Here is a 23,190-nt window from a genome sequence, read left to right as displayed (position 1 = left end):
GACCCCCATACGCCAGGCCGTCCGCGCCTGAACAGAACGGGCCCGTGTGCCCGCAAGGAGAATCATCATGTCGACCGAGACCGACACCAAGGTCCAGGCCGAGCTTCGCGAGAACTTCGGCAAGGGCTACGCCCGCCGCCTCCGCGCCGCCGGCAAGATCCCCGCCGTCATCTACGGCCACGGCACCGATCCCGTGCACGTCGCGCTCCCGGGCCACCAGGTCTCGCTCCTGATCCGCCGCGCCAACGCCGTGCTCGAGCTCGACGTCAACGGCAAGCAGCAGCTGACGCTCGTCAAGGACGTCCAGAAGGACCCGGTGCACCAGATCATCGAGCACATCGACCTCCTGGTCGTGAAGGCCGGCGAGAAGATCCAGGTCGACGTGCCGATCGTCGTCGTGGGCGAGCCCGCGGGCGACGCCATCGCGAACCTCGACGCGACGAGCGTCTCGCTCGAGGTCGAGGCCACCCACATCCCCGAGCACGTCGAGCTCGACGTCGAGGGTCTCGAGGACGGCACGCACGTGACGGCCGCCGACCTGAAGCTCCCGCGCGGTGCGGCGCTCGTCTCCGAGCCCGAGCTGCTCATCGTCGCCGTCGCGGTCCCGTCCACGGCCGCCGTCGACGAGATCGAGGCCGCCGACGAGGCCGAGGCCTCGGAGCAGGCCGAGGACTCCGAGTCCGCAGCCGAGTAATTCCGGTTTCAGACGGCGAGGGGGTGCGGGATGCCGCGCCCCCTCGCTGCATTCCGCGCCCGTGTGCGCGGATCAGCGAGGATGGGAAGCATGGCGGAGACGTGGCTGGTGGTGGGACTCGGCAACCCCGGGCCCCGCTATGAGCTGACCCGGCACAACGTCGGTCAGCTCGTCGTCGACGAGCTCGCGGCGCGGCGCGGGGAAGCGTTCAAGCAGCACAAGGCGAACGCGCGCGCTGCCGAGACGTGGCTGCGACCGGGCGGTCCCAAGGTGGTGCTCGCCAAGCCCAACTCGTTCATGAACGTCTCGGGCGGGCCCGTGGCGGGCCTCGCCAAGTTCTACGGCATCGACGCCGACCACGTCGTCGTGGTGCACGACGAGCTCGACATCCCGTTCGACACGATCAAGCTCAAGGTCGGCGGAGGCCACGGCGGCCACAACGGCGTGCGCGATGTCGCCAAAGCCCTCGGCACCGCCGACTTCCCGCGCGTGCGCGTCGGCATCGGCCGCCCGCCCGGCAGGCAGGACCCGGCCGACTGGGTGCTCGATCCCTTCAGCGCGAGCGAGCGGCAGACCCTCGGCATCCTGATCGGTGATGCGGCGGATGCCGTCGAGCAGCTTCTCGGCGAGGGCCTCCTGGCCGCGCAGCAGAAGCACCACGCCCCACGCGCCTGACGCGAGCCCGTCGAGCGGGCGACCCCGCTCCTGCAACGGTTGCCGGTTCAGCCGCCGATGCCCGAACCCGCAGCGAAGCCGGCGGTGAGGAAGACGTTCACGGCGATGACGAACAGCACCGGCCCGAAGACCGCGACGGCGACGGCGGCGATGCCGAAGCCGCGTCCGCGCGCGCTGACGATCGCGACGACGCCCTGCGCGAGCGCCCACAGGCCGAGGACGGTGCCGGTCCAGAACGCGACCTCGCCGAGCAGTACCCAGTCGCGCACGGGGGAGAGGACGCTCCAGTCGAAGTCGCTCGACAGCGGTCGGTTCGCGAGCTCCTTCCCGGTGCCCAGGCCGATCTGGAATGCGGCGATCGACACGACGACCGCCGCGCCGACCGCCGCCAGGATGCCGAGCACGAGGGCGACGACGCCGAGCGTGCCTCGGCGTGCGGGCGTCGGCAGCGGGCCGCCGAATGCGGGCTGAGCGAGAGACTGCGGCGGCCGCGCCGGATAGCCCGGGGGCGGTGAGTAGGCGGGTGACGGCGCGGCTCCCTGATGCCCCGGAAAGCCCGGATACGCCGACGGCGGCGGGTACGCCGACGGCTGCGGGTACGCCGACGGCGGCGGAGGGTAGGCGGACGGCGGCGGGGAGGCCGACGGAAGCGGCGGTCGAGGCGGCACGGCGTCGGTCACGCGACTCATCCTAGGATCCTGCGGCGACGCGCGAGGGCCCGCATGTCGGGCGTCGCCCGTAGACTCTTCCGGTGACAGTTCCCGGGATCGTGCGCGCCCTCGAACAGGCTGAATCGTTCCGGGATGCCGCGGGCGCAGCATCCGTCGATTCCGACTTCTCGCTCGCCGACGGACTCGACGCTCCGCTGCTCGCGTCGCTCATCGAGCGGCGCCGTGCCGCCGGGCGCCCGCCTGTGCTCCTCGCGATCGCGCCGACCGGTCGCCGCGCCGAGTCGCTGGGCGCCGCCCTCGAGGGGCTCTTGCCGGGAGCGGCCGTCATGCACTTCCCGGCGTGGGAGACGCTGCCGCACGAGCGGCTGAGCCCGAGCCCCGAGACGGTCGGGCGACGCCTCGAGGTGCTGCGCCGCGTCGCCTCGTGGGACGGCGATGCGCCGTTCGTCGTGACGGCGAGCGTCCGGGGCGCCCTGCAGCCGCTCGCTGCGGGGCTCGCCGACGCCGCCCCCATCGAGCTGTCGATCGGAGGTCGCGGCTTCGACCTCAACGACGTCGCGCTGCGTCTCGTCGAGCTCGCGTATCACCGCGTCGACATGGTCTCGCGCCGCGGCGAGTTCGCGCTGCGCGGGGGCATCCTGGATGTCTTCCCGCCGACCGCGGCGCACCCGTACCGCGTCGAGTTCTTCGGCGACGAGGTCGACCAGATCCGCGCGTTCTCGGTGGCCGACCAGCGCTCGCTCCCGGGCGAGGTGCGCGAGGTCTCGCTCGTGCCGAGCCGCGAGCTGCTGCTGACGGAGGGCGTGCGCGGTCGCGCGCGCCAGCTGAAGGACGAGTTCCCCGCCATCCGCGGCATGCTCGAGAAGATGGCCGAGGGCATCCCGGTCGAGGGCATGGAGTCGCTGACCCCGGCGCTCGTCGAGCGGATCGTGACGCTGGTCGACTACCTGCCGGAGGGATCGGCCGTCGCTCTCGCCGACCCCGAGCGGTCGGTGACCCGAGCCATCACCCTCGGCGAGACGAACCGCGAGTTCCTGGATGCCGCGTGGAGCGCCGCGACCTCGGGGGCGAGCACCCCCATCGACCTGGGCGCCGGCGACTTCCTGTCGCTGCCGAAGCTGCGCGAGGCGGCGGCCGACCGCGGCGACGTGTGGTGGACGCTGTCGGGATTCGACTCGGGATCGGCGGCCGCGGCGGCCGAGGGCCTCCTCGACGACGACCTCGACGTGGCCCTCGAGGCCTCGGCCGCGATCCGCGTGCCAGGCGCCGCCGTGCCGTCCTTCCAGGGCAACGTCGACGGCGCGACGGCGCACGTCGGCGAGCTGCTGGCCGACGGCTGGCGGGTCGTCGTGGCGGCATCCGGAACCGGGCTCGTCGAGCGCGCACGCGACGTCCTCGCCGAGCGCGGCATCGCGGCCCGCAAGGTCGACACACTCGCCGACGCGCCCGAGGCAGGTGTCGCGCACGTCGTCGTCGCCGCGCTGGAGCGGGGCTTCGAGGCGCCGGACGCGAAGCTCGCCGTGCTCACCGAGACGGAGTTCTACGGCCGCACGATCGGCGGCGACAACCGCGTCGTGAAGAAGCTCGCGTCTCGGCGCAAGAACGTCGTCGACCCGCTGCAGCTCAAGACAGGCGACTACGTCGTGCACGCGACGCACGGCATCGGCAAGTTCGTCGAGCTGACGCAGCGCGAGGTCTCCAGCGGCGGGCGCAACGCGGTGAAGAGCGTGCGCGAGTACCTCGTGCTGGAGTACGCGCCGTCCAAGCGCGGCTACCCGGGGGACAAGCTCTTCGTGCCCACCGACCAGCTCGACCTGCTCTCGCGGTACGTGGGCGGCGAGGCGCCGGCGCTGTCGAAGATGGGCGGCAGCGACTGGGCCCAGGCGAAGGGTCGCGCCCGTCGCGCCGTGCGCGACATCGCGGTCGAGCTCGTGAAGCTGTACTCGGCCCGCATGGCGGCCAAGGGATACGCCTTCGGCGCCGACACGCCCTGGCAGCGCGAGCTCGAGGAGGCGTTCCCCTTCGCCGAGACGCCCGATCAGCTGCAGACGATCGACGAGATCAAGGCCGACATGGAGAAGCCGATCCCGATGGACCGGCTGCTCTCGGGCGACGTGGGCTTCGGCAAGACCGAGGTGGCCGTGCGCGCCGCCTTCAAAGCCATCCAGGACGGCAAGCAGGTCGCCATGCTCGTGCCGACGACGCTGCTCGTGAAGCAGCACCTCGAGACGTTCTCGGAGCGGTTCGCGGGCTTCCCGGTCAAGGTGCGGCCCCTGTCGCGCTTCCAGACCGACAAGCAGGCGCGCGACACGATCGCCGGCCTCGCCGACGGGACGGTCGACATGGTGATCGGCACGCACCGCATCCTCACCGAGAAGGTGCTGTTCAAGGACCTCGGGCTCATGATCATCGACGAGGAGCAGCGCTTCGGCGTCGAGCACAAGGACCAGCTCAAGAAGCTCAAGACCAACGTCGACATCCTGGCCATGAGCGCGACGCCGATCCCGCGCACGCTCGAGATGGCGGTCACGGGCATCCGCGAGATGTCCACGCTGCAGACGCCGCCCGAGGACCGGCATCCGATCCTCTCGTTCGTCGGTCCGCGCAACGACAAGCAGATCGCCGCGGCCATCCGTCGCGAGCTGCTGCGCGAGGGCCAGGTGTTCTATGTGCACAACCGCGTGCAGTCCATCCAGCGCGTCGCCGCCGAGCTCGCCGAGCTCGTGCCCGAGGCGCGCATCGCGGTCGCGCACGGGCAGATGGGGGAGCACGCGCTCGAGCAGGTCGTCGACGACTTCTGGGAGCGCAAGGCCGATGTCCTCGTCTCGACGACGATCATCGAGACCGGGCTCGACATCTCCAACGCGAACACGATCATCATCGACCGGGCCGACAAGTACGGACTGTCGCAGCTCCACCAGCTGCGCGGTCGCGTGGGACGAGCGCGCGAGCGCGCCTACGCGTACTTCCTCTACGACGACCTGAAGCCGCTGTCCGAGACGGCCGCCGACCGGCTCGAGACGATCGCCGTCAACAACGACCTCGGCAGCGGCATGCAGGTCGCGCTGAAGGACCTCGAGCTGCGCGGCGCGGGCAACCTGCTCGGCGCCGAGCAGGCCGGGCACATCGCGGGCGTCGGCTTCGACCTGTACCTCCGCATGATCGGCGAGGCCGTCGCGGCGTTCCGCGGCGAGGAGAACGAGGGGCCCGCCGAGCTGCGACTCGAGCTGCCCGTCCAGGCGCGCATCCCCGAGTCGTACATCGACAGCGAGCGGCTGCGCCTCGAGGCGTACCAGAAGCTCTCCGCCGCGGCTTCCGCCACCGCGAAGGACGAGGCGATCGACCTCGTGATCGACGAGCTCCGCGACCGCTACGGCGAGCCGCCGAGCGAGGTCGAGGGCCTCGTCGCGGTCGCGCGCCTGCGGCGCGGGGCGGCGCGCGCGGGCCTCGCCGACGTCGTCGCGATGGGACCGAATCTGCGCATCGCGCCGGCCAACCTGCCCGACTCCCGCCGTGTGCGGCTGCAGCGGCTGTACCCCAAGGCGAAGCTCGTCGCGAGCGGCGAGGCGCTCGTCGTGCCGCTGCCCGCGGCGGGGGGCGAGCCGGTGGGAGATGCCGACCTCATCGCGTGGGTCGGACAGCTGCTCGAGCAGCTCTTCCCCGAGCCCGTGTCGACGGAGGCGGCTCCCGCGCAATAGCGTGAGGAGATGCAGTTCGAGCATCTCGGCGTACGCCCCCGCATCCATTCCGAGGCCGTCATCGCGCCGACCGCCGTCATCAGCGGCGACGTCACAATCGGCCCCGACTGCCAGGTGCTGCACGGCGCCGTGATCACGGCCGAGGGCGGACCCATCACGCTGGGCGAGAACGTCATCGTGATGGAGAACGCCCTCATCCGCGCGACCGTCGCCAACTCCGTGCACATCGGCGACCACGTGCTCGTGGGGCCGATGGCGAGCGTGAGCGGCGCGACGATCGCCGAGGAGGTGTTCCTCGCGACGGGGACGCGGATCTTCAACGGCGCGAAGATCGGCGCCCGGAGCGAGGTGCGCATCAACGCCGTCGTGCATCTGCGCACCGTGCTTCCGGCCGAGACCGTCGTGCCGATCGGGTGGGTCGCGGTCGGCGACCCCGCCCAGATCCTGTCGCCCGACCGGCACGAGGAGATCTGGGCCGCGCAGCGCGAACTGGACTTCCCGGGCTACGTCTTCGGGCTCGACCGCGAGACACCCGACCTCATGGTGCAGCTCACCGAGCGCTACGGCCGGGGCCTCGCGCGGCACGCGAACGACACGCAGATCGGCTGACGGAGGAGTGGATGCCGCACCCGCGGCATCCACTCATCGACGCGTCGTCAGTGCCAGACCGACCCGCAGTCGCGGCAGGTGAACTCGACCTCGAACACCTGGCGACGCAGCTCGTCGCCACGCTCCAGCTCCACCGTGAACCAATCCGGCTCGACCGTCCGCACCTGCAGCGACGCACAGACGGGACACACCTCGACGGCGACTGCCGGGCCGTCGTCCCACGTCCTGACCATGGCGCCCACGGTACGCCGGGGCTTCTCGCGCCCCGGGAGCGACGCGCGTGTCAGCCCGTGTTCTGCAGACCCGCCGCGACGCCGCTGACCGAGAGCAGCAGCAGACGCTGCTGGTCGGGATCGGCGGGAAGGCCCGCGGCCGCGGCATCCCGGAGCGCGCGGAGCGCCCGCAGCTGCAGCAACGAGAGCGCGTCGACGTAGGGGCTGCGGAGCTTGACCGCCCGCTGCAGGATCGGCCGGTTCTCGAGCAGCTCATCGCCGCCCGCGACCCGGATGACCCACGACCGCGTGAGGGCGAGCTCGTCCATGACGACGCCGGCGAGGTCGTCGCGGTCGCCGAGCTCGAGGTAGCTGCGCGCGATGCGGCTGTCTGCCTTGGCGAGGCTCATGGCGACGTTGTCGATCAGGGTGCGGAACAGCGGCCACTCGTCGTACGCCCGGCGGAGCAGGTCCTCGTCGCCGACGGCCTCGAGCGCCGTCCCCAGGCCGAACCAGCCGGCGAGGTTGATGCGCGCCTGCGTCCACGCGAACACCCACGGGATCGCCCGGAGGTCCTCGAGCGACTCGACCGAGAGCCCGCGACGCGCCGGCCGCGAACCCAGCGCGAGCAGGCCGATCTCCTCCATGGGCGTGACCTGGGCGAACCACGGCGCGAATCCGGGCGCCTTCACGAGCGCGAAGAACCGGTCGCGGGATGCGACGTCCATCGTCGCGGCGACCTCGGCGTACCGCTCGGCCGCGGCGCGGTTGCGCTCCTCGATCGACGGCGCCGACGCGAGCAGCACGGCCGCCGCGACCTGGTCGATGTGACGCATCGCGATGTCCGCGTCGCCGTACCGGGCGAAGATGACCTCGCCCTGCTCGGTGAGCTTGAACCGGCCGTCGACGGAGTGCGGGGGCTGGCCGAGGATCGCCGTGTTGGCGGGCCCGCCGCCGCGTCCGAGGGCGCCGCCGCGGCCGTGGAAGAGGGTCAGCTCGATGCCGTTCTCGTCGGCCCACGCCGCGATCCGCGCCTGCGCCTCGTAGAGCGCGAGGGTCGCGGCGACCGGTCCGACGTCCTTGGACGAGTCCGAGTAGCCGAGCATGACCTCGAGCCTGCGGCCCGTCGCGGCGAGGCGTGCGGCGAAGGCGGGGTGCTCGACGATCTCGGCGAGGATGCCGGGCGCCGCCTGCAGGTCGGCGAACGTCTCGAAGAGCGGGATGACGTCGAGCACAGGGGCGTCGCCGTCGTCGCCCGTCGCGTACGCCGAGAGGCGGTGGACGGCTGCGAGGTCGTCGGCAGACTGCGTGAACGAGACGATGTAGCGGCCGGCGGCGCGAGGGCCGAGTCGGCGCTGGATCGCCGCGATGCTGCGGAAGACCTCGAGCACCTCCTCGGTCTGCTCGCTGCGCGCTCCGCCGGCGTCGAGCTCGGCGAGGGCCTTCGCGTGCACGGCCGAGTGCTGACGCACCTCGAGCTCGGTCAGGTGGAAGCCGAAGGTCTCGACCTGCCAGATCAGCTGCTGCAGGTGCCCGTACGCCTGGCGCGGCGCGGGGGCCGCGACGAGCGAGTCCTGCACGACGCGGAGGTCGGCGAGGAGCTGCTCGGGGTCGGAGTATGCGATCGACGCGTCCCGCCGCTCGGTCGCGGCGATCTTGCGCGCGATGAGCAGGAGGGCGCGGCGGTGCGGCTCGTTGGGGGAGCGCTTGGCGATCTCGACGGCGGCGTCCTCGTCGTCGATCACGAGGCGCTTCAGCAGCGACGTGAGCGCGGGGCTCGGGGGAGTCGTCGCGGCGTCGAGGGTGAGTGTGCGGCCGATGCGGGTCGTCGTGCGCTCGAGGCCCAGCAGGATGTGCTGGCTCGCGATCTTCGCGGCCTTCCGGGTGACCGACGACGTGACGAAGGGGTTGCCGTCGCGGTCGCCGCCGACCCACGAGCCGATTCGAACGAAGGGGCGCACGATGGGCGCGCGCGAGCCCGCGGCGGGACCCTGCAGGGCATCGTCCACGCGGCGGTACACGTGCGGGATCGACGTGTACATCGTCTCGTCGAAGATCTCCATCACCGCGCGCACCTCGTCGGTGGGCGACGGCTTCTCGGCGCGCAGGGGCGCCGTGCGCCAGAGCGTGTCGATCTCCTCGATCATGCGGCGCTCGGCGCGGCGCTCGTCAGCGCCGTTGCGCAGCAGGCTGTCGTGCTCGTCCAGGAGGTCGGACAGGCGGCGGATGCTGCGCGAGATCGCGCGGCGCCGCGCCTCGGTGGGGTGCGCCGTGAACACGGGGTGGAACCGCATCGACTGCAGGCGCTTGAGCGCCGTGTCGTCGCCGACCTCGGCGGCGAGGCGCACGAACGCGGCGGCGACCGAGTCGGTGGCATCCTCCCGCTCGGGACGCCCGTCGCGCTCGCGGAGGATGCGCACCCGCTGGTGCTCCTCGATGAGGTTCATGAGGTGGAAGTAGACGGTGAAGGCGCGGGCGACCTCGTCGGCGCGCTCGACGGTGAACGAGTCGGCGATCGCGGCGGCGTGGGCGAAGGCCTCCGGCGTCTCGTCGGTGTACGCCTGGATCGTCGCGACGCGCAGTCGCTCGACGTCTTCGTAGAGTCCGGGCGAGCCGCTTTCGCGCAGCACGCGGCCGAGCAGTGCGCCGAGCTTGCGCACGTCGGCGCGCATCCGCTCGGGGATCTCCTGACCGGCTTCATAGCGGCCGACGAGGTCGATCGCTTCGGTCCTGGTGAGTTCGGGCATGGGTTCAACCGTAACGCCGCGGTGTTTCGCCGACGTGACGTGTGACGCCGAGCGATGGCTAGCATGGATGCCGGTGCGCCGGGAAGTCTGGTCGGCATGTCCTTGCCGCTGCCCTCGCACGGCGGATGCCGTCTCATCCCGGAGGTCACGTGAAGCTCCTGCGCTCTGCCCGGTTCCCCGCCATCCTGCTGCTCATCGCCGCGGCGGCCGGTCTGATCATCGCGAACTCGCCGGTCGGCCACGACGTCCTCGAGTTCTCCCACGCGCACCTCGCGGTGCCGGGCACGGCGATCGACCTGTCGCTGACCCACTGGGTGTCGGACGGGCTCCTCGTCTTCTTCTTCTTCGTGGTGTCGGTCGAGCTGCAGTTCGAGCTGACGAGGGGCGAGCTGCGCAGCGCGCGGCGGGCGCTGCAGCCGGCGCTCGCGGCCGCCGGCGGCGTGATCGTGCCGATCGCGATCTATCTCGTCCTGACGGCCGGGAGCGGCTTCCAGAAGGGCTGGCCCGTCCCGACCGCGACCGACATCGCCTTCGCGCTGGGTGTGCTCGCCGTGTTCGGGCGCAGCCTGCCGTCGGGCGTGCGCATCTTCCTGCTCGCACTCGCGATCATCGACGACGTCGTCGGCATCGTCTTCATCGCGGTGCTGTTCGCGACGGATCTGAATTTCGGGATGCTGGCCGCCGGCCTTCTCACGACGGTGCTGTTCGGCATCCTGAGCCGCATGCTCCACACCCGGGTCCGCGGGCTCGTGATCGCCGGGCTCGTCGTGCTCGCGGTGCTGACGTGGTCGTTCATCCTCCTGTCGGGCGTGCACGCCACGATCGCCGGTGTGCTGCTGGGCCTGGCGATGGCGCAGACGCCTGCCCTCGTCACGCGCCACGCGATGGAGCCGTGGGTCAACGCCGTCGTCCTGCCGCTCTTCGCGTTCACGGCGGCGCTCGTGCCGATCCCGGACTTCAGCGGGCCGGGACAGGCCGTCTTCTGGGGTATCCTCATCGCGCTTCCCGTCGGCAAGATCGTGGGCATCGCGGGATTCGGGTGGATCGGCCAGCGGCTGGTCGGCTCGCCCGACCACCCGAAGCTCGCGCTCGGCGACCTCGTCGCCGTCGGCGCGCTCGGCGGCATCGGCTTCACGGTGTCGCTGCTGCTGGCGAATCTCGCGTTCGCGGCGGAGCCGGTCGTCCGCGACAAGGCCGTGCTCGGCGTGCTCGCCGGCTCGGTCATCTCGGCGATCGTCGCGGCGATCCTGCTCACGGCGCGGGTGCGCCACCACAGACGCGCGGGCACCGCCGTCGAGGAGCCGGCAGCATGACCGATCCGCTGCGGGAGGCCGCCGAGACGATGCGCGCCGTCCGCGACCGGTGCGTCTGGACGCAGCAGATCGACCACCGCGCGCTCGTGCCCTACCTCGTGGAGGAGAGCGCGGAGCTCATCGACGCCGTCGAGGACGGCTCGCGCGACGACCTGCGCGAAGAGCTCGGAGACCTGCTGTGGCAGGTGCTGTTCCACGCCGAGATCGCCTCGCGCGACCCCGACGCCCCGTTCGACATCGACGACGTCGCGCGGGGCCTCACCGAGAAGATGGTGCGCCGGCATCCCCACGTCTTCGGCGACGCCGTCGCGAACACCCCCGAAGAGGTGCTCGTCCACTGGAACGCCGCGAAGGCCGCCGAGAAGGGCTCGCGCACGAGTGTCCTCGACGGCGTCTCGGAGCACATGCCGTCGCTCGCGCTCGCGCAGAAGCTCCTCGGCAAGGCCGCTCAGGTGGGTGCCGCCGTTCATGCCTCATCCGCGAACCGGGGCATTCCCGCCGAGCCCGAGGGCGACGCCCCTGGCCTCGCCGCGGATCCGCGGTCTCCCGAGGCGGAGGGGGGCGTCGCGTCGGAGGCCGAGCTCGGCGACGCGCTGCTCGCCCTCGTCGCGACGGCGCGCGCCCGCGGCTGGGACGCCGAACGGGCGCTCCGTGAACGGCTCCGCGTGCTCGAAGCCGACATCCGCGCCGCCGAAGCGCGTCCCACGACCTGACAACATAGACGCGTGGCATCGGTCAATCCGCCGCGCGGAATGCGCGACTTCCTCCCCGCAGACAAAGCCCGGCGCGAGCGGGTGCTCGGCGTCATCCGCGAGCGATACCGCGCTCACGGCTTCGACGAGATCGAGACGCCCGTCGTCGAGGAGTACGCGCGTCTGCACGCGGGGATCGGCGGCGACAACGAGAAGCTCGCCTTCAACATCCTCAAGCGGGGGATGGATGCCGAGGCCGTGCGTGCCGCGGCCGACGACCAGTCCGCGCTGACCGACCTCGGCCTGCGCTACGACCTCACGGTCCCGCTCGCGCGGTTCTACGCGAGCCATCGGGCGGAGCTGCCGAGCGTCTTCCGGTCGATCCAGATCGCGCCCGTCTGGCGCGCGGAGCGCCCGCAGAAGGGCCGGTACCGCCAGTTCGTGCAGTGCGACATCGACATCATCGGGGATGCCTCGGCCCGCGCCGAGGCCGAGCTCGTCACGGCGACCCTCGACGCCGTCGATGCGCTCGGGCTCGAGGGCGGCTCGGTGCGCATCAACGACCGCCGGGCCCTCGACTGGATGCTCGACACCTTCGGCTTCGCGGCCGACGAGCGCCCCGGGGTGCTCATCACGATCGACAAGCTCGACAAGATCGGCCCTGAGGGCATCGTGGCCGAGCTCCGCGACCGCGGCGCGACGCCGTCCGCCGTCGACGCGTTCGAGGCCTTCCTCACGCGCGCCGTGACCCTCGAGTACAACCCCTTCGGCGAGCGTCAGATCAGGAAGGCGCTCCCGGAGGGTGCGCCCGACGAGATCGTCGAGCACCTCGTCGGCATCGGCCGCGCCGTGTCGGCCTCGCGCGACACCGGGTCCCCGAGCCTGTCGAGGGGCGATGTGCCGCTCGTCTTCGACCCCTTCCTCGTCCGGGGCATGGGCTACTACACGGGCACGATCTTCGAGCTGGCCCACCCGTCCGTGTCGTACTCGCTCGGTGGCGGCGGCCGGTACGACGGCATGATCGGCCGGTTCCTCGGCCAGGACGTGCCGGCCGTCGGGTTCTCGATCGGCTTCGAGCGCATCGTCGACCTCGTGTCGGCGGCGGAGGGCGACGGCGCGGCCGCGATCGTCCTCGTGCACGACCGCGACGTCCCCGTCGGCGAGCTGCTGGCCCTCAAGGCCGCGCTCGTGGCCGAGGGATCGCGTGTGCGCCTCGAGCAGCGCACGAAGAACCTCAAGCCGCTGCTCGAGCGGGCGGCATCCGACGGCTACTCGGCCTTCGCGACGGTCTCGGCCGGTGCGACCCGCGAGGGGCTCGAGGTCAAGCAGCTCTCCTGACCGTGCCCGCATCGCGCGCGAGAAACCATCCTCGGCGCGGCAGACCTCGCGGCCCGTGGTGTTCGGCGCGGAAAGTGTGTTCTCACGCGCGCTGAACGCGCAGCCGCACGGCGCGGTACACGACGCCGACCACCACCACCGCCACGCCGGCCAGCACGCTCTGCCAGGGGAGCGTGATCGACAGGATGACGCAGCCCACGCCGCCCACCATCTGCAGCGCCCGTGGATAGCGGCGCACGTCGCGTCCCTGGCGGAACGCCGCGATGTTGGCCACGAGGTAGTACAGCAGCACGCCGAACGACGAGAAGCCGATCGCGCCGCGGAGGTCGACGACCGCCACCAGCACGATGACGACCGCGCCCAGCACGAGCTCGGCGCGGTGCGGCACGTGCGACCGCGGGTGGACCGCCGCGAGGAACCGGGGCAGGTCGCCCTCGCGCGCCATCGCGAAGCTCGTGCGGCCGATCCCCGCGACGAGTGCGAGGAGCGCTCCGAGTGACGCGAACGCGGCGCCGATGCGCACGATCGGCTCGGCCCACCTCCAGCCGGACGCGGCGACGGCTGCCGCGACCGGTTCCGTCGATGCCGCGGCACCCTCCGGCCCGAGGGACGACAGCACGGTCACGGCGACCGCCGCGTAGACGACGAGCGCTCCGAGGAAGGCGAGGATGATGGCGCGCGGGATCGTGCGCGCGGGATCGCGGACCTCTTCGCCCATCGTGGCGATGCGCGCGTACCCCGCGAAGGCGAAGAACAGCAGGCCGCCGGACTGCAGGATGCCGTACCAGCCGCTCGCCGTGAGACCCTCTCCGCTCAACCAGGCGGGGGAGTCCGGTGCCGAGAGTCCCGCCGTGACGGCGACGGCCAGAGTCGCGAGCACGACGACCACGATGACGCGGGTGAGCTGCGCCGTCCGCGTGACTCCGAAGAGGTTGACCGTGATGAGCGCCGCGACCGCGAGGATCGCGACCGACCGCTCCCAGCCGGCAGGGGCGGCATACGCGGCGAAGGTCAGTGCCATGGCGGCGCAGCTCGCCGTCTTGCCGATGACGAACCCCCAGCCCGCGATGAATCCCCACCACGGTCCCAGCTCCGCCCGCCCGTATGCGTACGTGCCGCCCGAGGTGGGGTGCACGGCGGCCAGCTGCGCCGACGACGTCGCGTTGCCGAAGGCGACGATCGCCGCGAGGGCCAGCCCGATGAGGAGTCCGGACCCCGCCGCCGCAGCCGCCGGGGCGAAGGCCGAGAAGACGCCCGCGCCGATCATCGAGCCCAGGCCGATGAAGACGGCGTCACCGAGTCCGAGGCGTCGGGTCAGGCCGGGTGAGCTCACTCCTCGAATCTAGTGACGGCCCCGGTGGGCGGGCGTCCGGGGGCCGCATCTCGAGCCGATGCGCATTCCGCCGTGCACGCCGGTGCCGCCCGCCGGTCACCGGCCGTTCACCCGGACGGCGTCGAATCGGCCCGTGAGCCGTTCGCGGACAGCCGTCCTCACGACCGCGGGCACGGTCGTGGGCGTGAGCGCGGTCGTGGTCGGGGCTCGCACGCTGCTCGATCGGCAGGCGGCCATCGCCCGCCGCCGCATCGGCAAGCCGCTCGGCGAGGAGGCCCTCGATGCCGATCGCGTCTGGCGCGGGGGGCTCGGCGGTGAGCCGATCGACCTGCTGCTGCTCGGCGACTCCATCGCCGCGGGCCTCGGCGCGCAACACCGCAAGGAGACCCTCGGCGCCCGGATCGCCAAGCGCCTCGCCCGCGCGCTGGACCGCCCCGTGCGGCTGCGCACGGCCGCCGTCGTCGGCGCCGAGACGTCGATGCTCGCGGCGCAGCTCGAGGCCCTGCCCGCCGGCTACCGCCCGCACGTGGCCGTCATCGTCGTCGGCGGCAACGACGTCACGCATCGCATCCCCATCGCGGCGTCGGCCGCGGAGCTCGAGGCCGTCGTCGCGCGACTGCGCGGACTCGGCGCGGGCGTCGTGGTGGGCACGTGTCCCGACCTCGGGGCCCTCCGGCCCGTGCCGCAGCCGCTCCGCGCACTCGGCGGACGGCAGTCGCGCCGGCTCGCGATGGCGCAGGCATCGGCCGCACTCCGCGCAGGCGCGCGGCCCGTGTCGCTGCGCAGAGCCGTCGGGCACCTGTTCGTCTCGCATCCCGAGGAGATGTTCAGCGTCGACCGGTTCCATCCGAGCGCCCTCGGCTACCGCCGCACGGCGGACGCGCTCCTGCCCGCGGTCGTGGCCGCGGCGGCGAGCGCCGCGGCGCCGCTCAGCCCGAGCTGACCGAAGCCCTCATGCGCGGCGCCCCCAGCCGCGCCGACCGACGGCGGCCTCTCGCAGCGACCTACACCCCCGCGGCCTCGGTGACGCGCCGCTTCTCGCGCACGTAGACCTCGCGCCGCACCCGCGCGACGACGTCGCCGGAGGCATCCCGGATCTCCGTCTCGAACCACTCGAGCACCCTGGCGCCGCCTCGCGCCCGCGCCCGCAGCTCCTCGGCCTTCTCGCGCGGCACCTCGAACCGGGCCGTCAGAACGCCCCGACCCGGCTTGAGGAATTCGATCTCGCCGCGCGTGTCCCACACGACGTAGTCCCGGCCGAGCTGGTGCATGACGAGCATGAAGAAGTAGGGATCGGTCATCGCCGACATCGACCCGCCGAACGCCGTCTTGACGTAATTGCGTGTGAAGACGTTGACGTGCAGCTCGACGGTCGCGCGCGTCCAGTCGTCGGAGAACCGCTTCACCCGGATGCCGCTGAAGAGGTTGGGGATCCACAGGCTCATGCCGATCGCGAGCCGTCGAGGGGTGATGCGCATGCGCGACAGTGTGCCAAGGCGATGGATGCTGCGCACGTCGATTGTGGGCACATCACAACTGTTCTAGTTGCTATAGAATAGTCCCGTGCTCATCCGTCTCGATCCGCAGAGCGATGCCGCGATCTTCGACCAGATCGCGGCGTCGATCCGCGCCGACCTCGCGGCGGCGCGACTGCGTCCCGGCGACCGGCTCCCCGCGGCCCGCGACGTGGCCGGCGCGCTGGGGGTGAACCTCCACACCGTCCTGCGGGCGTACCAGGAGCTGCGCGACGAGGGTCTCGTCGAGATGCGACGGGGGAGGGGCGCGACCGTGACGGATGCCGCCACCCCCCTCGCCGAGCTCCATGCCGACGTCGTCGCCCTTGCCGCCAAAGCGCGTCGTCTGGGGCTCTCGCCGGACACTCTCGCCTCTCTCGTGAAGGAGACCGCCGATGGCCGCTGACCGTTCGCGCGCCCTGTCCCGCTTCGTCCTCGTCGGGGTCGTGCTCCCCGTCGTGCTCGCTGTCGTCGCCGTCGTCACTCAGCTCGTCGTGCTCCCGCGGGTGCCCGACCCCGTCGCCGTGCACTGGAGCGCACAGGGTGTCGCCGACGGATTCGCGAGTCCCTGGCTGTACCCGGTCATGACGCTCCTGCTCGCCGGCGGTCTGCCGCTGCTGCTGTCGCTCGCGAGCCTGCCCGGACTGCGCCGCGGGCACGGCGGACCCACCTACCGCTTCATGGGGGCGACGTCGCTCGGGCTCGCCGCGTTCCTCGGGGTCATGCTGACGTGGCTCCTCGTGATGCAGGTCGGCCTCGCCGACGCGAGCGACGTCGAGGCCGTGTGGCCGGCCATCATCGGCGCGGTCCTCGCCGGTGCCGGTGCGGGCGTCGCAGGCTGGTTCCTCCAGCCGCACGTCGACCAGCCCGCGCCGACGACGCTCCCCGCGACCCCGATCACGCTGCGACCGGGGGAGCGCGCGGTGTGGATGCGGACCACCTCCCTCGGCCGCGGCGCGACGGCGGCCATCGCGCTCGGCACGCTCCTGGTCGCGATCACCGCGGTCGCCGCCTACCTCTCCGGCGCCGAGGCGGGTCTCGTGTGGATCCTCGCGGGCGTCACGGTGATCCTCGTCGTGCTCTCCGCCACCACCGTCGCCTTCCACGTGCGCGTCGACGAGTCCGGGCTCGAGGTGCGGTCGGTGCTGGGCCTCCCGCGCTTCCGCGTACCGCTCGGCGAGGTCGCGCGTGCGGCGGCCGTCGAGGTCGCCCCCATGGGAGAGTTCGGCGGGTGGGGCATCCGACTCGTCCCTGGCCGCTTCGGCATCGTCATGCGCGCGGGCGAGGCGATCGAGGTCTGGCGCGGGGAGAAGCGCCGGTTCGTCGTGAGCGTCGACGACGCGGCCACGGGCGCCGCGCTGCTCGAGGCGCTCGCCGCGCGCTCCCGGACGACCGCCGCTCGCTGATCTCGCAGGGTTGACGGACGTCGCCGGCGACGGTTGGCTGAAGCCCATGGCCGACCCGACTCCCGACGCCTGGCGGCGTCTCGACGCCTACTTCGCCGACACCCTCGTGGGGCACGACTCCGCGCTCGATGCGGCCGTCGCCGATCAGGGAGCGGCGGGGCTCCCCGCGATCGAGGTGGCGCCGGTCAACGGCAAGCTCCTGCACCTGCTCGCCCGCATGTCCCACGCGCGGCGTGTGCTCGAGATCGGCACGCTGGGCGCATACTCGACGATCTGGCTCGCCCGCGGCATCCCGGACGACGGACAGGTCGTGACGATCGAGGCCGAGCCGCGCAATGCCGAGGTCGCCCGCGCCAACCTCGACCGCGCGGGTGTCGGCGGCAAGGTCGAGATCCGGCTCGGGCGCGCCGCCGACGTGCTGCCGACGCTCGTCGACGACGAGCCGTTCGACTTCGTGTTCATCGACGCCGACAAGGAGTCCAACGCCGTCTATCTCGACTGGGCGGCGAGGCTGGGTCATCCGGGCACCGTCGTCGTCGTCGACAACGTGGGCCGCGGTGGACGAGTCGCCGATCCGGCCGCGATGGAGCCGCAGGTCATCGGAACGCAGCGCGGGCTCGAACTGCTCGCCCGCGACCCGCGTTTCGACGCGACGGCGCTGCAGACGCTCGACGCGAAAGGCTGGGACGGCGTCGCGATCGCCCTCGTCGTCTGACGGTCGTCCACCCGCGAAGCCCGACATGGTGGGCAACAGCCTCTGGCCGCGGCATCCCGCATCACTAGACTCAGTCGCGGACCGACGACGCTCCGTGATCCACAAGCCCACTCTCCACGAAACAAGGAGTCCTCCGTGGCACTTATCGAGGCAGTCAACGCGCGCGAGATCCTCGACTCGCGCGGCAACCCGACCGTCGAAGTGGAGGTGCTCCTCGACGACGGAACCGTGCAGCGTGCGGCTGTCCCCTCGGGCGCGTCCACCGGCGCCTTCGAAGCGTACGAGCTGCGCGACGGCGACAAGTCGCGCTACAGCGGCAAGGGCGTGCTGAAGGCCGTCGCCGCCGTGATCGACGAGCTCGGGCCGGCGATCGAGGGGGTCGAGGCGAGCGAGCAGCGCATCGTCGACGAGATCCTCATCGAGACCGACGGCACCGAGAACAAGTCGCGCACGGGCGCCAACGCGATCCTCGGCGTCTCGCTCGCCGTCGCGAAGGCCGCCGCCGACTCGGCCGACCTGCCGCTCTTCCGCTACCTCGGCGGACCCAACGCGCACGTCCTGCCCGTGCCGCTGTTCAACGTCATCAACGGCGGCGAGCACGCCGACAACGGCATCGACTTCCAGGAGTACTTCCTCGCGCCGATCGGCGCCGAGACGTACGCCGAGTCGCTCCGCTGGGGCACCGAGGTCTACCACGTCCTCAAGGGCGAGCTGAAGGCCGCGGGCTTCGCGACCGGTCTCGGCGACGAGGGCGGCTTCGCGCCCGACCTCCCCAGCAACCGCGAGGGCCTCGACTTCCTCATCAAGGCGATCGAGAAGGCGGGATTCACGCCCGGCCAGGACATCGCCGTCGGCCTGGACGTGGCCGCCACGGAGTTCTTCAAGGACGGCGTCTACACGGTCGAGGGCAAGGCCTGGTCGGCCGAGCAGCTCACCGACTACTTCGCCGACCTCGTCGCGAACTACCCGATCGTCACGATCGAGGACGCCCTCGCCGAGGACGACTGGGATGCCTGGAAGGCCCTCACCGACAAGATCGGCACGCAGGTCCAGCTCGTCGGCGACGACCTCTTCGTCACCAACCCGGAGCGCCTCCAGCGCGGCATCGACCTCGGCGTCGCCAACGCGCTCCTCGTGAAGGTCAACCAGATCGGCACGCTGTCCGAGACGCTCGACGCGATCGCCCTCGCGACGCAGAACGGCTACCGCTCGATGCTCTCGCACCGCTCGGGCGAGACCGAGGACACCACGATCGCCGACCTCGCGGTCGCGGTCAACGCGGGTCAGATCAAGACCGGCGCGCCCGCCCGCAGCGAGCGCGTCGCGAAATACAATCAGCTTCTGCGCATCGAGGAAGAGCTCGGCGACGCCGCGGTCTTCGCGGGTCGCGGAGCGTTCCCCCGCTACAAGGGCTGAGCGCACCGACAGAGTGACGAAGAGCCGGCTGAGGAACGGCCCGCGAGAGCGGGCGGAAACCCTCACGACCGGCCGACGAGAGGGGGAGCCGTGGCCACTGGGGCGGCTCCCCCTTCTCGTACCCGCCGGCCGCCGCGGTCGGAGCGCCCGGTCCGCGAGCGGCGTCAGGTCGACGTGCGCGAGTGGCTCGGCGGCATCCGTCTCTCGGGCTTCATGGTCATCATGCTCGGCCTCGTCGTGCTCGCCGCGTTCGTGCTCGTGCCGACGATCGGCACCTACGTCGACCAGCGCCAGCAGATCGCCGCGCTCGCGGCGTCGGTGAAGCTCAGCCAGGAGGAGGTCGCCGACCTCCAGGCGCAGCGCGACCGGTGGCGGGATCCGGCGTACATCACGACGCAGGCGCGGGAGAGGCTGTACTACGTCAAGCCCGGCGAGGTCGTCTATCTCGTCGACAACGACCTCACCGCGGCGCAGGTGCCGCAGGAGGCGGCGCCGGTGAGTGACGAGGTCGTCGAGACGAAGACCGACTGGATGACGCAGCTCGTGCGCTCCGTGACGGAGGCGGGCCTCGCCCAGACCGTCACGACGACCCCGAGCATCGGCGTGCCCGACCAGTCGCCCTCCGGCACGCCGGGCGCGACGCCCACGGCGGGCTGATCAGCCGCTCTCCAGCGTGCGACGGTAGCCTTTCGGGGTGACCACGCCGCCCTTCCCGCCCGTCAGCGACGCCGATCTCGCGGTGCTCCGCGAGCAGCTCGGACGGCCCGCGCGCGGCGTCGTCGGGATCGCGGCCCGCTGCGTCTGCGGCAATCCCACGGTGGCGGCCACCTCCCCGCGCCTCCCCGACGGAACGCCGTTCCCGACCTTCTACTACCTCTCGCACCCCGCCGCGACCGCCGCCATGTCGATGCTCGAGGCCGATCACGTCATGCCTGTGCTGGCCGAGGAGCTCGCCGACGAGGACGTCGCGGCGGCCTACACCGCGGCGCACGAGGCGTATCTCCGCGACCGTGCCCTGTTCGGCGAGGTCGAGGAGATCGACGGCATATCCGCGGGAGGCATGCCGACGCGCGTCAAGTGCCTGCACGCGCTCGCGGCCCACGCGCTCGCCGCCGGCCCCGGGGTCAACCCGATCGGCGACAGGGCGCTGGCGCTCTCGACCTGGTCGCCGGAGCGCTGCGTGTGCGCCCAGCCGGGGGCCGCGGGGTGAGACGCCTCGTCGGCGCAACCCTCGGGGCGGCGCTCGCGACCCTCCTCGCGGGCGCGCTCACGATCGCGCCGGCCGCGGCGAGCGTGCTGGCGGTGCGCGCCGCCGGGCTCCAGGCGTCCCCGCAGGGCGCCGAGCTCCACGCGTCTCCGCAGCTCGCTGGAGAGCCGGCGTCTCCGCGGGGCGCCGGGCAGGCGGCATCCCTCTCCGCTGTCGCGGCCTCCGCCGACGATCAGGTGCGGTCCGCCGAGTACTGGCTCGACGACTACGGGATCCGCACGGCGTGGGCGACGACCCGCGGCGCGGGCGTGAAGATCGCGATCGTCGACACGGGCATCGGCAAGGGCCCCGTCGAGTTCGAGGGCGCCGTCGTCGGCGGAACCGACGTCTCGGGACAGGGCACTCCCGACGGCCGCACGCCCGTGGGCGCCGTCGACGCCAATCACGGCAGCTGGGTCGCCTCGCTCGCCGCGGCCCGCGGAACCGGCCCCGGGACCGGCATGATCGGCGTCGCACCGGAGGCGCAGCTGCTCTCGGTCTCCGTCGGCTTCGGATCCGGCGCCGCCGTGCCCTTCACCGACCAGATCGCCGAGGCGCTGCACTGGGCGGTGGACAACGGCGCGAAGGTCATCAACCTCTCGCTCACCACCAACACCCCCGATTGGGACGAGAGCTGGGACGAGGCGTTCCTCTACGCCTTCCAGCACGACGTCGTGGTCGTGGTCGCGGCCGGCAACCGGGGAAGCGGCACGACCCGCGTCGGGGCTCCCGCCACGATCCCGGGCGTCCTCACGGTCGCGGGCGTCGACCCGCAGGGCAAGGCGAGCGTCGAGGCCTCGACGCAGGGCATCACAATCGGCGTCTCCGCACCGAGCGAAGACCTCGTCGGCGTCTCGGCCGACGGCAGCCTCGTCCTCTGGAACGGCACGAGCGGCGCTGCGCCGATCGTGGCCGGCATCGCGGCGCTCGTCCGGGCGGCGCATCCCGAGCTCGACGCGGCCAACGTCATCAACCGCATCATCAAGACGGCGCGCCCGGCGGCCGGCGCGACCGCCGTGCCCGATCCGCTGTACGGATACGGATTGGTGGATGCCGCGGCCGCCGTCTCGGCATCCGTTCCGCGCGTCGCGACCAACCCGATGGGGAGCCTGCAGGACTGGATCCGGCTCTACCGTCGCGCGGCGGCCGATCCCGCGCCGCAGCCCAGTGCGTCGCCCGTGACGATCGACCAGCTCCCGCCGGCCGATCCGGTCACCGCACAGGTCTCGCCGCTGCTGCCGTCGACCCAGACCCTCCTGTACGGCAGCCTTCCGCTCGGGGCGGCCACCGTCACGGCTATACTGGTGGCGCTCGGCGTCACCGCTGCTGTCCGACGCATCCGTATGGCGCGCTCTCCGGGGCCGCCGAGCCGATGAACCCGAGGAGTTCCTCTCACCGTGTCCAGCACCGCGAACAGCACTGTGCCCAAGATCCTCATCGTCGGCGGTGGCTACGCCGGCTTCTACACCGCGTGGAAGCTCGAGAAGCATCTCCGCAAGGGTGAAGCCGAGGTCACGATCGTCGACCCGCTGCCCTACATGACCTACCAGCCGTTCCTCCCCGAGGTCGCGGCCGGCTCCATCGAGGCCCGTCACGCCGTCGTCGCCCTGCGCCGCCACCTCAAGCGCACGAAGGTCGTCGCGGCGAAGGTCACGGGCATCAACCACGCCACGAAGACGGCGACGATCACCCCCGAACTGGCTGCGCCCTACGAGGTGGAGTACGACCAGATCGTCGTCACCGCGGGCGCGGTGTCGCGCACGTTCCCGATTCCGGGCATCGCCGACAACGCGATCGGCCTCAAGACGATCGAGGAGGCCGTCGCCATCCGCGACCGCCTGATGTCGAACTTCGACCGCGCCGCGACGCTTCCTCCCGGGCCCGAGCGCGACCGCCTGCTCACGGTCGTCGTCGTCGGCGGCGGCTTCGCCGGCATCGAGGTCTTCGCGGAGCTCCGCTCGCTCGCCTCGTCGCTCGTCGCCGAGTACCCCGAGCTCACGTTCGACGACACGCACTTCCACCTCATCGAGGCCATGGGCCGCATCATGCCCGAGGTCTCGCTCAAGACCAGCGAGTGGGTGCTCAAGAACCTCGCGAACCGCGGCGCCTACGTGCACCTCGAGACGCAGGTCACCGGCGCCGTCGACGGCAACATCGAGCTCTCCACGGGCGAGGTGCTCCCGACCGACCTCATCATCTGGACCGCCGGCGTCATGGCCAACCCCACCGTCGTGCGCGGCGGCGACCTCCCCGTCGAGGAGCGCGGCCGCATCCGCACGCGCGCCGATCTGCGTGTGGGCTCCGAGGACGAGATCGTCGAGGGCGCGTGGGCGGCCGGCGACGTCTCGGCCGTGCCCGACCTGTCGGGCGGCGGCGTCGGCGGCTACTGCGTACCCAACGCGCAGCACGCCGTGCGCCAGGCGAAGCTCCTCGCGAAGAACCTCGTCGCGGTCCTCCGCGGCGAGACGCCCCGCGAGTACTACCACAAGAACCTCGGCGCCGTCGCGGGCCTCGGGCTGTGGGTCGGCGTCTTCCAGTCGGGCAACTTCGCCCTCAAGGGCTGGATCGCGTGGCTCGCCCACCGCGGCTACCACGGCCTGGCCATGCCCTCCTGGGAGCGCAAGTGGCGCGTGCTGTGGGGCTGGTGGAACAACTTCTGGCTCGGCCGCGACATGGTCAACCTGCAGACCGTGCAGAACCCGCGCTACGTCTTCGAGGAGTTCGCGGCGCGCCCGCGGCCCGCGCAGCCGGCACCGGCCGTCGAGCCCAAGGCGGACGCGAAGCCCGTCGAGGCGAAGGCCGCCGACGCCAAGCCTGCCGCGGAGGCGGGCGAGAAGGTCGCCGCCGCACGCTGAATCGACGCGACACGGGATGCTTCGGCATCCCGTGTCGCGCTTTTCGTGACGGGAGC

Annotated in this window: 21 protein-coding genes; 16 read left to right on the top strand and 5 right to left on the bottom strand. The window is 72.1% G+C overall.

From position 1 onward, the window contains the following. Positions 1 to 67 precede the first annotated feature (67 nt). Both AAIB33_RS09055 and pth read left to right on the top strand, forming a co-directional pair. Positions 68 to 694, top strand: a complete 627-nt coding sequence (locus AAIB33_RS09055) for a 50S ribosomal protein L25/general stress protein Ctc (protein ID WP_345803207.1) — start codon at positions 68 to 70, stop codon at positions 692 to 694. Positions 695 to 784: 90 nt separating this feature from the next. Then, positions 785 to 1,369 carry an aminoacyl-tRNA hydrolase gene (gene pth, locus AAIB33_RS09050; RefSeq protein ID WP_345803206.1) on the top strand — a complete coding sequence of 195 codons (585 nt, stop codon included), beginning with the start codon at positions 785 to 787 and terminating at the stop codon, positions 1,367 to 1,369. Between the two features lie 47 nt (positions 1,370 to 1,416). On the opposite strand, the gene AAIB33_RS09045 is transcribed toward pth, so the two are convergent. Further along, positions 1,417 to 2,049, bottom strand: coding sequence for a hypothetical protein (locus tag AAIB33_RS09045; protein WP_345803205.1), 633 nt, complete (start codon positions 2,047 to 2,049; stop codon positions 1,417 to 1,419). Positions 2,050 to 2,120: 71 nt separating this feature from the next. Between AAIB33_RS09045 and mfd the strand changes: the two genes are divergently transcribed. Both mfd and AAIB33_RS09035 read left to right on the top strand, forming a co-directional pair. Further along, on the top strand, positions 2,121 to 5,738 hold the full coding sequence (gene mfd, locus AAIB33_RS09040) for a transcription-repair coupling factor (protein ID WP_345803204.1): 3,618 nt from the start codon (positions 2,121 to 2,123) through the stop codon (positions 5,736 to 5,738). A gap of 9 nt (positions 5,739 to 5,747) precedes the next feature. Next, positions 5,748 to 6,347, top strand: a complete 600-nt coding sequence (locus tag AAIB33_RS09035) for a gamma carbonic anhydrase family protein (protein WP_345803203.1) — start codon at positions 5,748 to 5,750, stop codon at positions 6,345 to 6,347. A 47-nt stretch (positions 6,348 to 6,394) separates the two neighbouring features. Here the strand turns inward: AAIB33_RS09035 and AAIB33_RS09030 are convergent, their stop codons facing one another. Then, entirely contained in the window at positions 6,395 to 6,580 is a 186-nt protein-coding gene (locus tag AAIB33_RS09030; protein WP_345803202.1) for a hypothetical protein, read from the bottom strand. Positions 6,581 to 6,630: 50 nt separating this feature from the next. Continuing rightward, the gene (locus tag AAIB33_RS09025) at positions 6,631 to 9,306 is read right to left on the bottom strand and encodes a phosphoenolpyruvate carboxylase (RefSeq protein WP_345803201.1); all 2,676 of its coding nucleotides are present in this window, start codon (positions 9,304 to 9,306) and stop codon (positions 6,631 to 6,633) included. Positions 9,307 to 9,455: 149 nt separating this feature from the next. Here AAIB33_RS09025 and AAIB33_RS09020 point away from each other — a divergent pair, with 149 nt between their 5' ends. The 3 genes from AAIB33_RS09020 to AAIB33_RS09010 are packed head-to-tail and all read left to right on the top strand — an operon-like array spanning position 9,456 to position 12,649. After that, positions 9,456 to 10,619 carry a Na+/H+ antiporter NhaA gene (locus AAIB33_RS09020; RefSeq protein WP_345803200.1) on the top strand — a complete coding sequence of 388 codons (1,164 nt, stop codon included), beginning with the start codon at positions 9,456 to 9,458 and terminating at the stop codon, positions 10,617 to 10,619. Further along, positions 10,616 to 11,332, top strand: a complete 717-nt coding sequence (locus tag AAIB33_RS09015; protein ID WP_345803199.1) for a MazG family protein — start codon at positions 10,616 to 10,618, stop codon at positions 11,330 to 11,332. The genes AAIB33_RS09020 and AAIB33_RS09015 overlap by 4 nt, the downstream gene beginning before the upstream one ends. 39 nt (positions 11,333 to 11,371) lie before the next feature. Beyond that, positions 11,372 to 12,649, top strand: a complete 1,278-nt coding sequence (locus tag AAIB33_RS09010) for an ATP phosphoribosyltransferase regulatory subunit (protein ID WP_345803412.1) — start codon at positions 11,372 to 11,374, stop codon at positions 12,647 to 12,649. 82 nt (positions 12,650 to 12,731) lie between these two features. On the opposite strand, the gene AAIB33_RS09005 is transcribed toward AAIB33_RS09010, so the two are convergent. Further along, on the bottom strand, positions 12,732 to 13,982 hold the full coding sequence (locus AAIB33_RS09005; RefSeq protein ID WP_345803198.1) for an amino acid permease: 1,251 nt from the start codon (positions 13,980 to 13,982) through the stop codon (positions 12,732 to 12,734). A gap of 133 nt (positions 13,983 to 14,115) precedes the next feature. On the opposite strand from AAIB33_RS09005, the gene AAIB33_RS09000 reads away from it, so the two are divergent. Next, the gene (locus AAIB33_RS09000; RefSeq protein ID WP_345803197.1) at positions 14,116 to 14,925 is read left to right on the top strand and encodes an SGNH/GDSL hydrolase family protein; all 810 of its coding nucleotides are present in this window, start codon (positions 14,116 to 14,118) and stop codon (positions 14,923 to 14,925) included. 61 nt (positions 14,926 to 14,986) lie between these two features. Here AAIB33_RS09000 and AAIB33_RS08995 read toward each other — a convergent pair whose 3' ends face one another. Further along, positions 14,987 to 15,511, bottom strand: a complete 525-nt coding sequence (locus AAIB33_RS08995) for a DUF4442 domain-containing protein (RefSeq protein ID WP_345803196.1) — start codon at positions 15,509 to 15,511, stop codon at positions 14,987 to 14,989. Positions 15,512 to 15,545: 34 nt separating this feature from the next. Between AAIB33_RS08995 and AAIB33_RS08990 the strand changes: the two genes are divergently transcribed. From AAIB33_RS08990 to AAIB33_RS08955, 8 genes are all read left to right on the top strand, one after another. Beyond that, on the top strand, positions 15,546 to 15,902 hold the full coding sequence (locus AAIB33_RS08990; protein WP_345803195.1) for a GntR family transcriptional regulator: 357 nt from the start codon (positions 15,546 to 15,548) through the stop codon (positions 15,900 to 15,902). Then, positions 15,892 to 16,902, top strand: a complete 1,011-nt coding sequence (locus AAIB33_RS08985; RefSeq protein ID WP_345803194.1) for a DUF1648 domain-containing protein — start codon at positions 15,892 to 15,894, stop codon at positions 16,900 to 16,902. Before AAIB33_RS08990 ends, AAIB33_RS08985 begins: the two co-directional genes overlap by 11 nt. A gap of 46 nt (positions 16,903 to 16,948) precedes the next feature. Further along, complete coding sequence (locus AAIB33_RS08980; protein WP_345803193.1) at positions 16,949 to 17,617, top strand: O-methyltransferase; 669 nt, start codon at positions 16,949 to 16,951, stop codon at positions 17,615 to 17,617. A gap of 135 nt (positions 17,618 to 17,752) precedes the next feature. Then, complete coding sequence (gene eno, locus AAIB33_RS08975; RefSeq protein ID WP_345803192.1) at positions 17,753 to 19,033, top strand: phosphopyruvate hydratase; 1,281 nt, start codon at positions 17,753 to 17,755, stop codon at positions 19,031 to 19,033. Positions 19,034 to 19,123: 90 nt separating this feature from the next. Then, positions 19,124 to 19,690, top strand: coding sequence for a septum formation initiator family protein (locus tag AAIB33_RS08970; RefSeq protein ID WP_345803191.1), 567 nt, complete (start codon positions 19,124 to 19,126; stop codon positions 19,688 to 19,690). Positions 19,691 to 19,727: 37 nt separating this feature from the next. Further along, a complete protein-coding gene (locus tag AAIB33_RS08965) occupies positions 19,728 to 20,243 on the top strand; it encodes a DUF501 domain-containing protein (RefSeq protein ID WP_345803190.1) in 516 nt (171 codons plus the stop codon). Continuing rightward, the gene (locus AAIB33_RS08960; protein ID WP_345803189.1) at positions 20,240 to 21,655 is read left to right on the top strand and encodes a S8 family serine peptidase; all 1,416 of its coding nucleotides are present in this window, start codon (positions 20,240 to 20,242) and stop codon (positions 21,653 to 21,655) included. Before AAIB33_RS08965 ends, AAIB33_RS08960 begins: the two co-directional genes overlap by 4 nt. A gap of 45 nt (positions 21,656 to 21,700) precedes the next feature. Beyond that, positions 21,701 to 23,134, top strand: coding sequence for an FAD-dependent oxidoreductase (locus AAIB33_RS08955; RefSeq protein WP_345803411.1), 1,434 nt, complete (start codon positions 21,701 to 21,703; stop codon positions 23,132 to 23,134). Positions 23,135 to 23,190 lie beyond the last annotated feature (56 nt).

The sequence above is a fragment of the Microbacterium sp. AZCO genome (assembly GCF_039614715.1).
Lineage (GTDB): Bacteria > Actinomycetota > Actinomycetes > Actinomycetales > Microbacteriaceae > Microbacterium.
This window is presented reverse-complemented; position numbering and strand designations above follow the sequence as displayed.

What these genes read in the sequence shown, in the direction of transcription:
- AAIB33_RS09030 (WP_345803202.1), bottom strand. Translation starts at nt 6,580, where the DNA reads ATGGTCAGGACGTGGGACGACGGCCCGGCAGTCGCCGTCGAGGTGTGT.
- AAIB33_RS09035 (WP_345803203.1), top strand. Translation starts at nt 5,748, where the DNA reads ATGCAGTTCGAGCATCTCGGCGTACGCCCCCGCATCCATTCCGAGGCC.
- AAIB33_RS08980 (WP_345803193.1), top strand. Translation starts at nt 16,949, where the DNA reads ATGGCCGACCCGACTCCCGACGCCTGGCGGCGTCTCGACGCCTACTTC.
- AAIB33_RS09010 (WP_345803412.1), top strand. Translation starts at nt 11,372, where the DNA reads ATGCGCGACTTCCTCCCCGCAGACAAAGCCCGGCGCGAGCGGGTGCTC.
- pth (WP_345803206.1), top strand. Translation starts at nt 785, where the DNA reads ATGGCGGAGACGTGGCTGGTGGTGGGACTCGGCAACCCCGGGCCCCGC.
- AAIB33_RS08985 (WP_345803194.1), top strand. Translation starts at nt 15,892, where the DNA reads ATGGCCGCTGACCGTTCGCGCGCCCTGTCCCGCTTCGTCCTCGTCGGG.
- AAIB33_RS09025 (WP_345803201.1), bottom strand. Translation starts at nt 9,306, where the DNA reads ATGCCCGAACTCACCAGGACCGAAGCGATCGACCTCGTCGGCCGCTAT.
- AAIB33_RS09015 (WP_345803199.1), top strand. Translation starts at nt 10,616, where the DNA reads ATGACCGATCCGCTGCGGGAGGCCGCCGAGACGATGCGCGCCGTCCGC.
- AAIB33_RS09055 (WP_345803207.1), top strand. Translation starts at nt 68, where the DNA reads ATGTCGACCGAGACCGACACCAAGGTCCAGGCCGAGCTTCGCGAGAAC.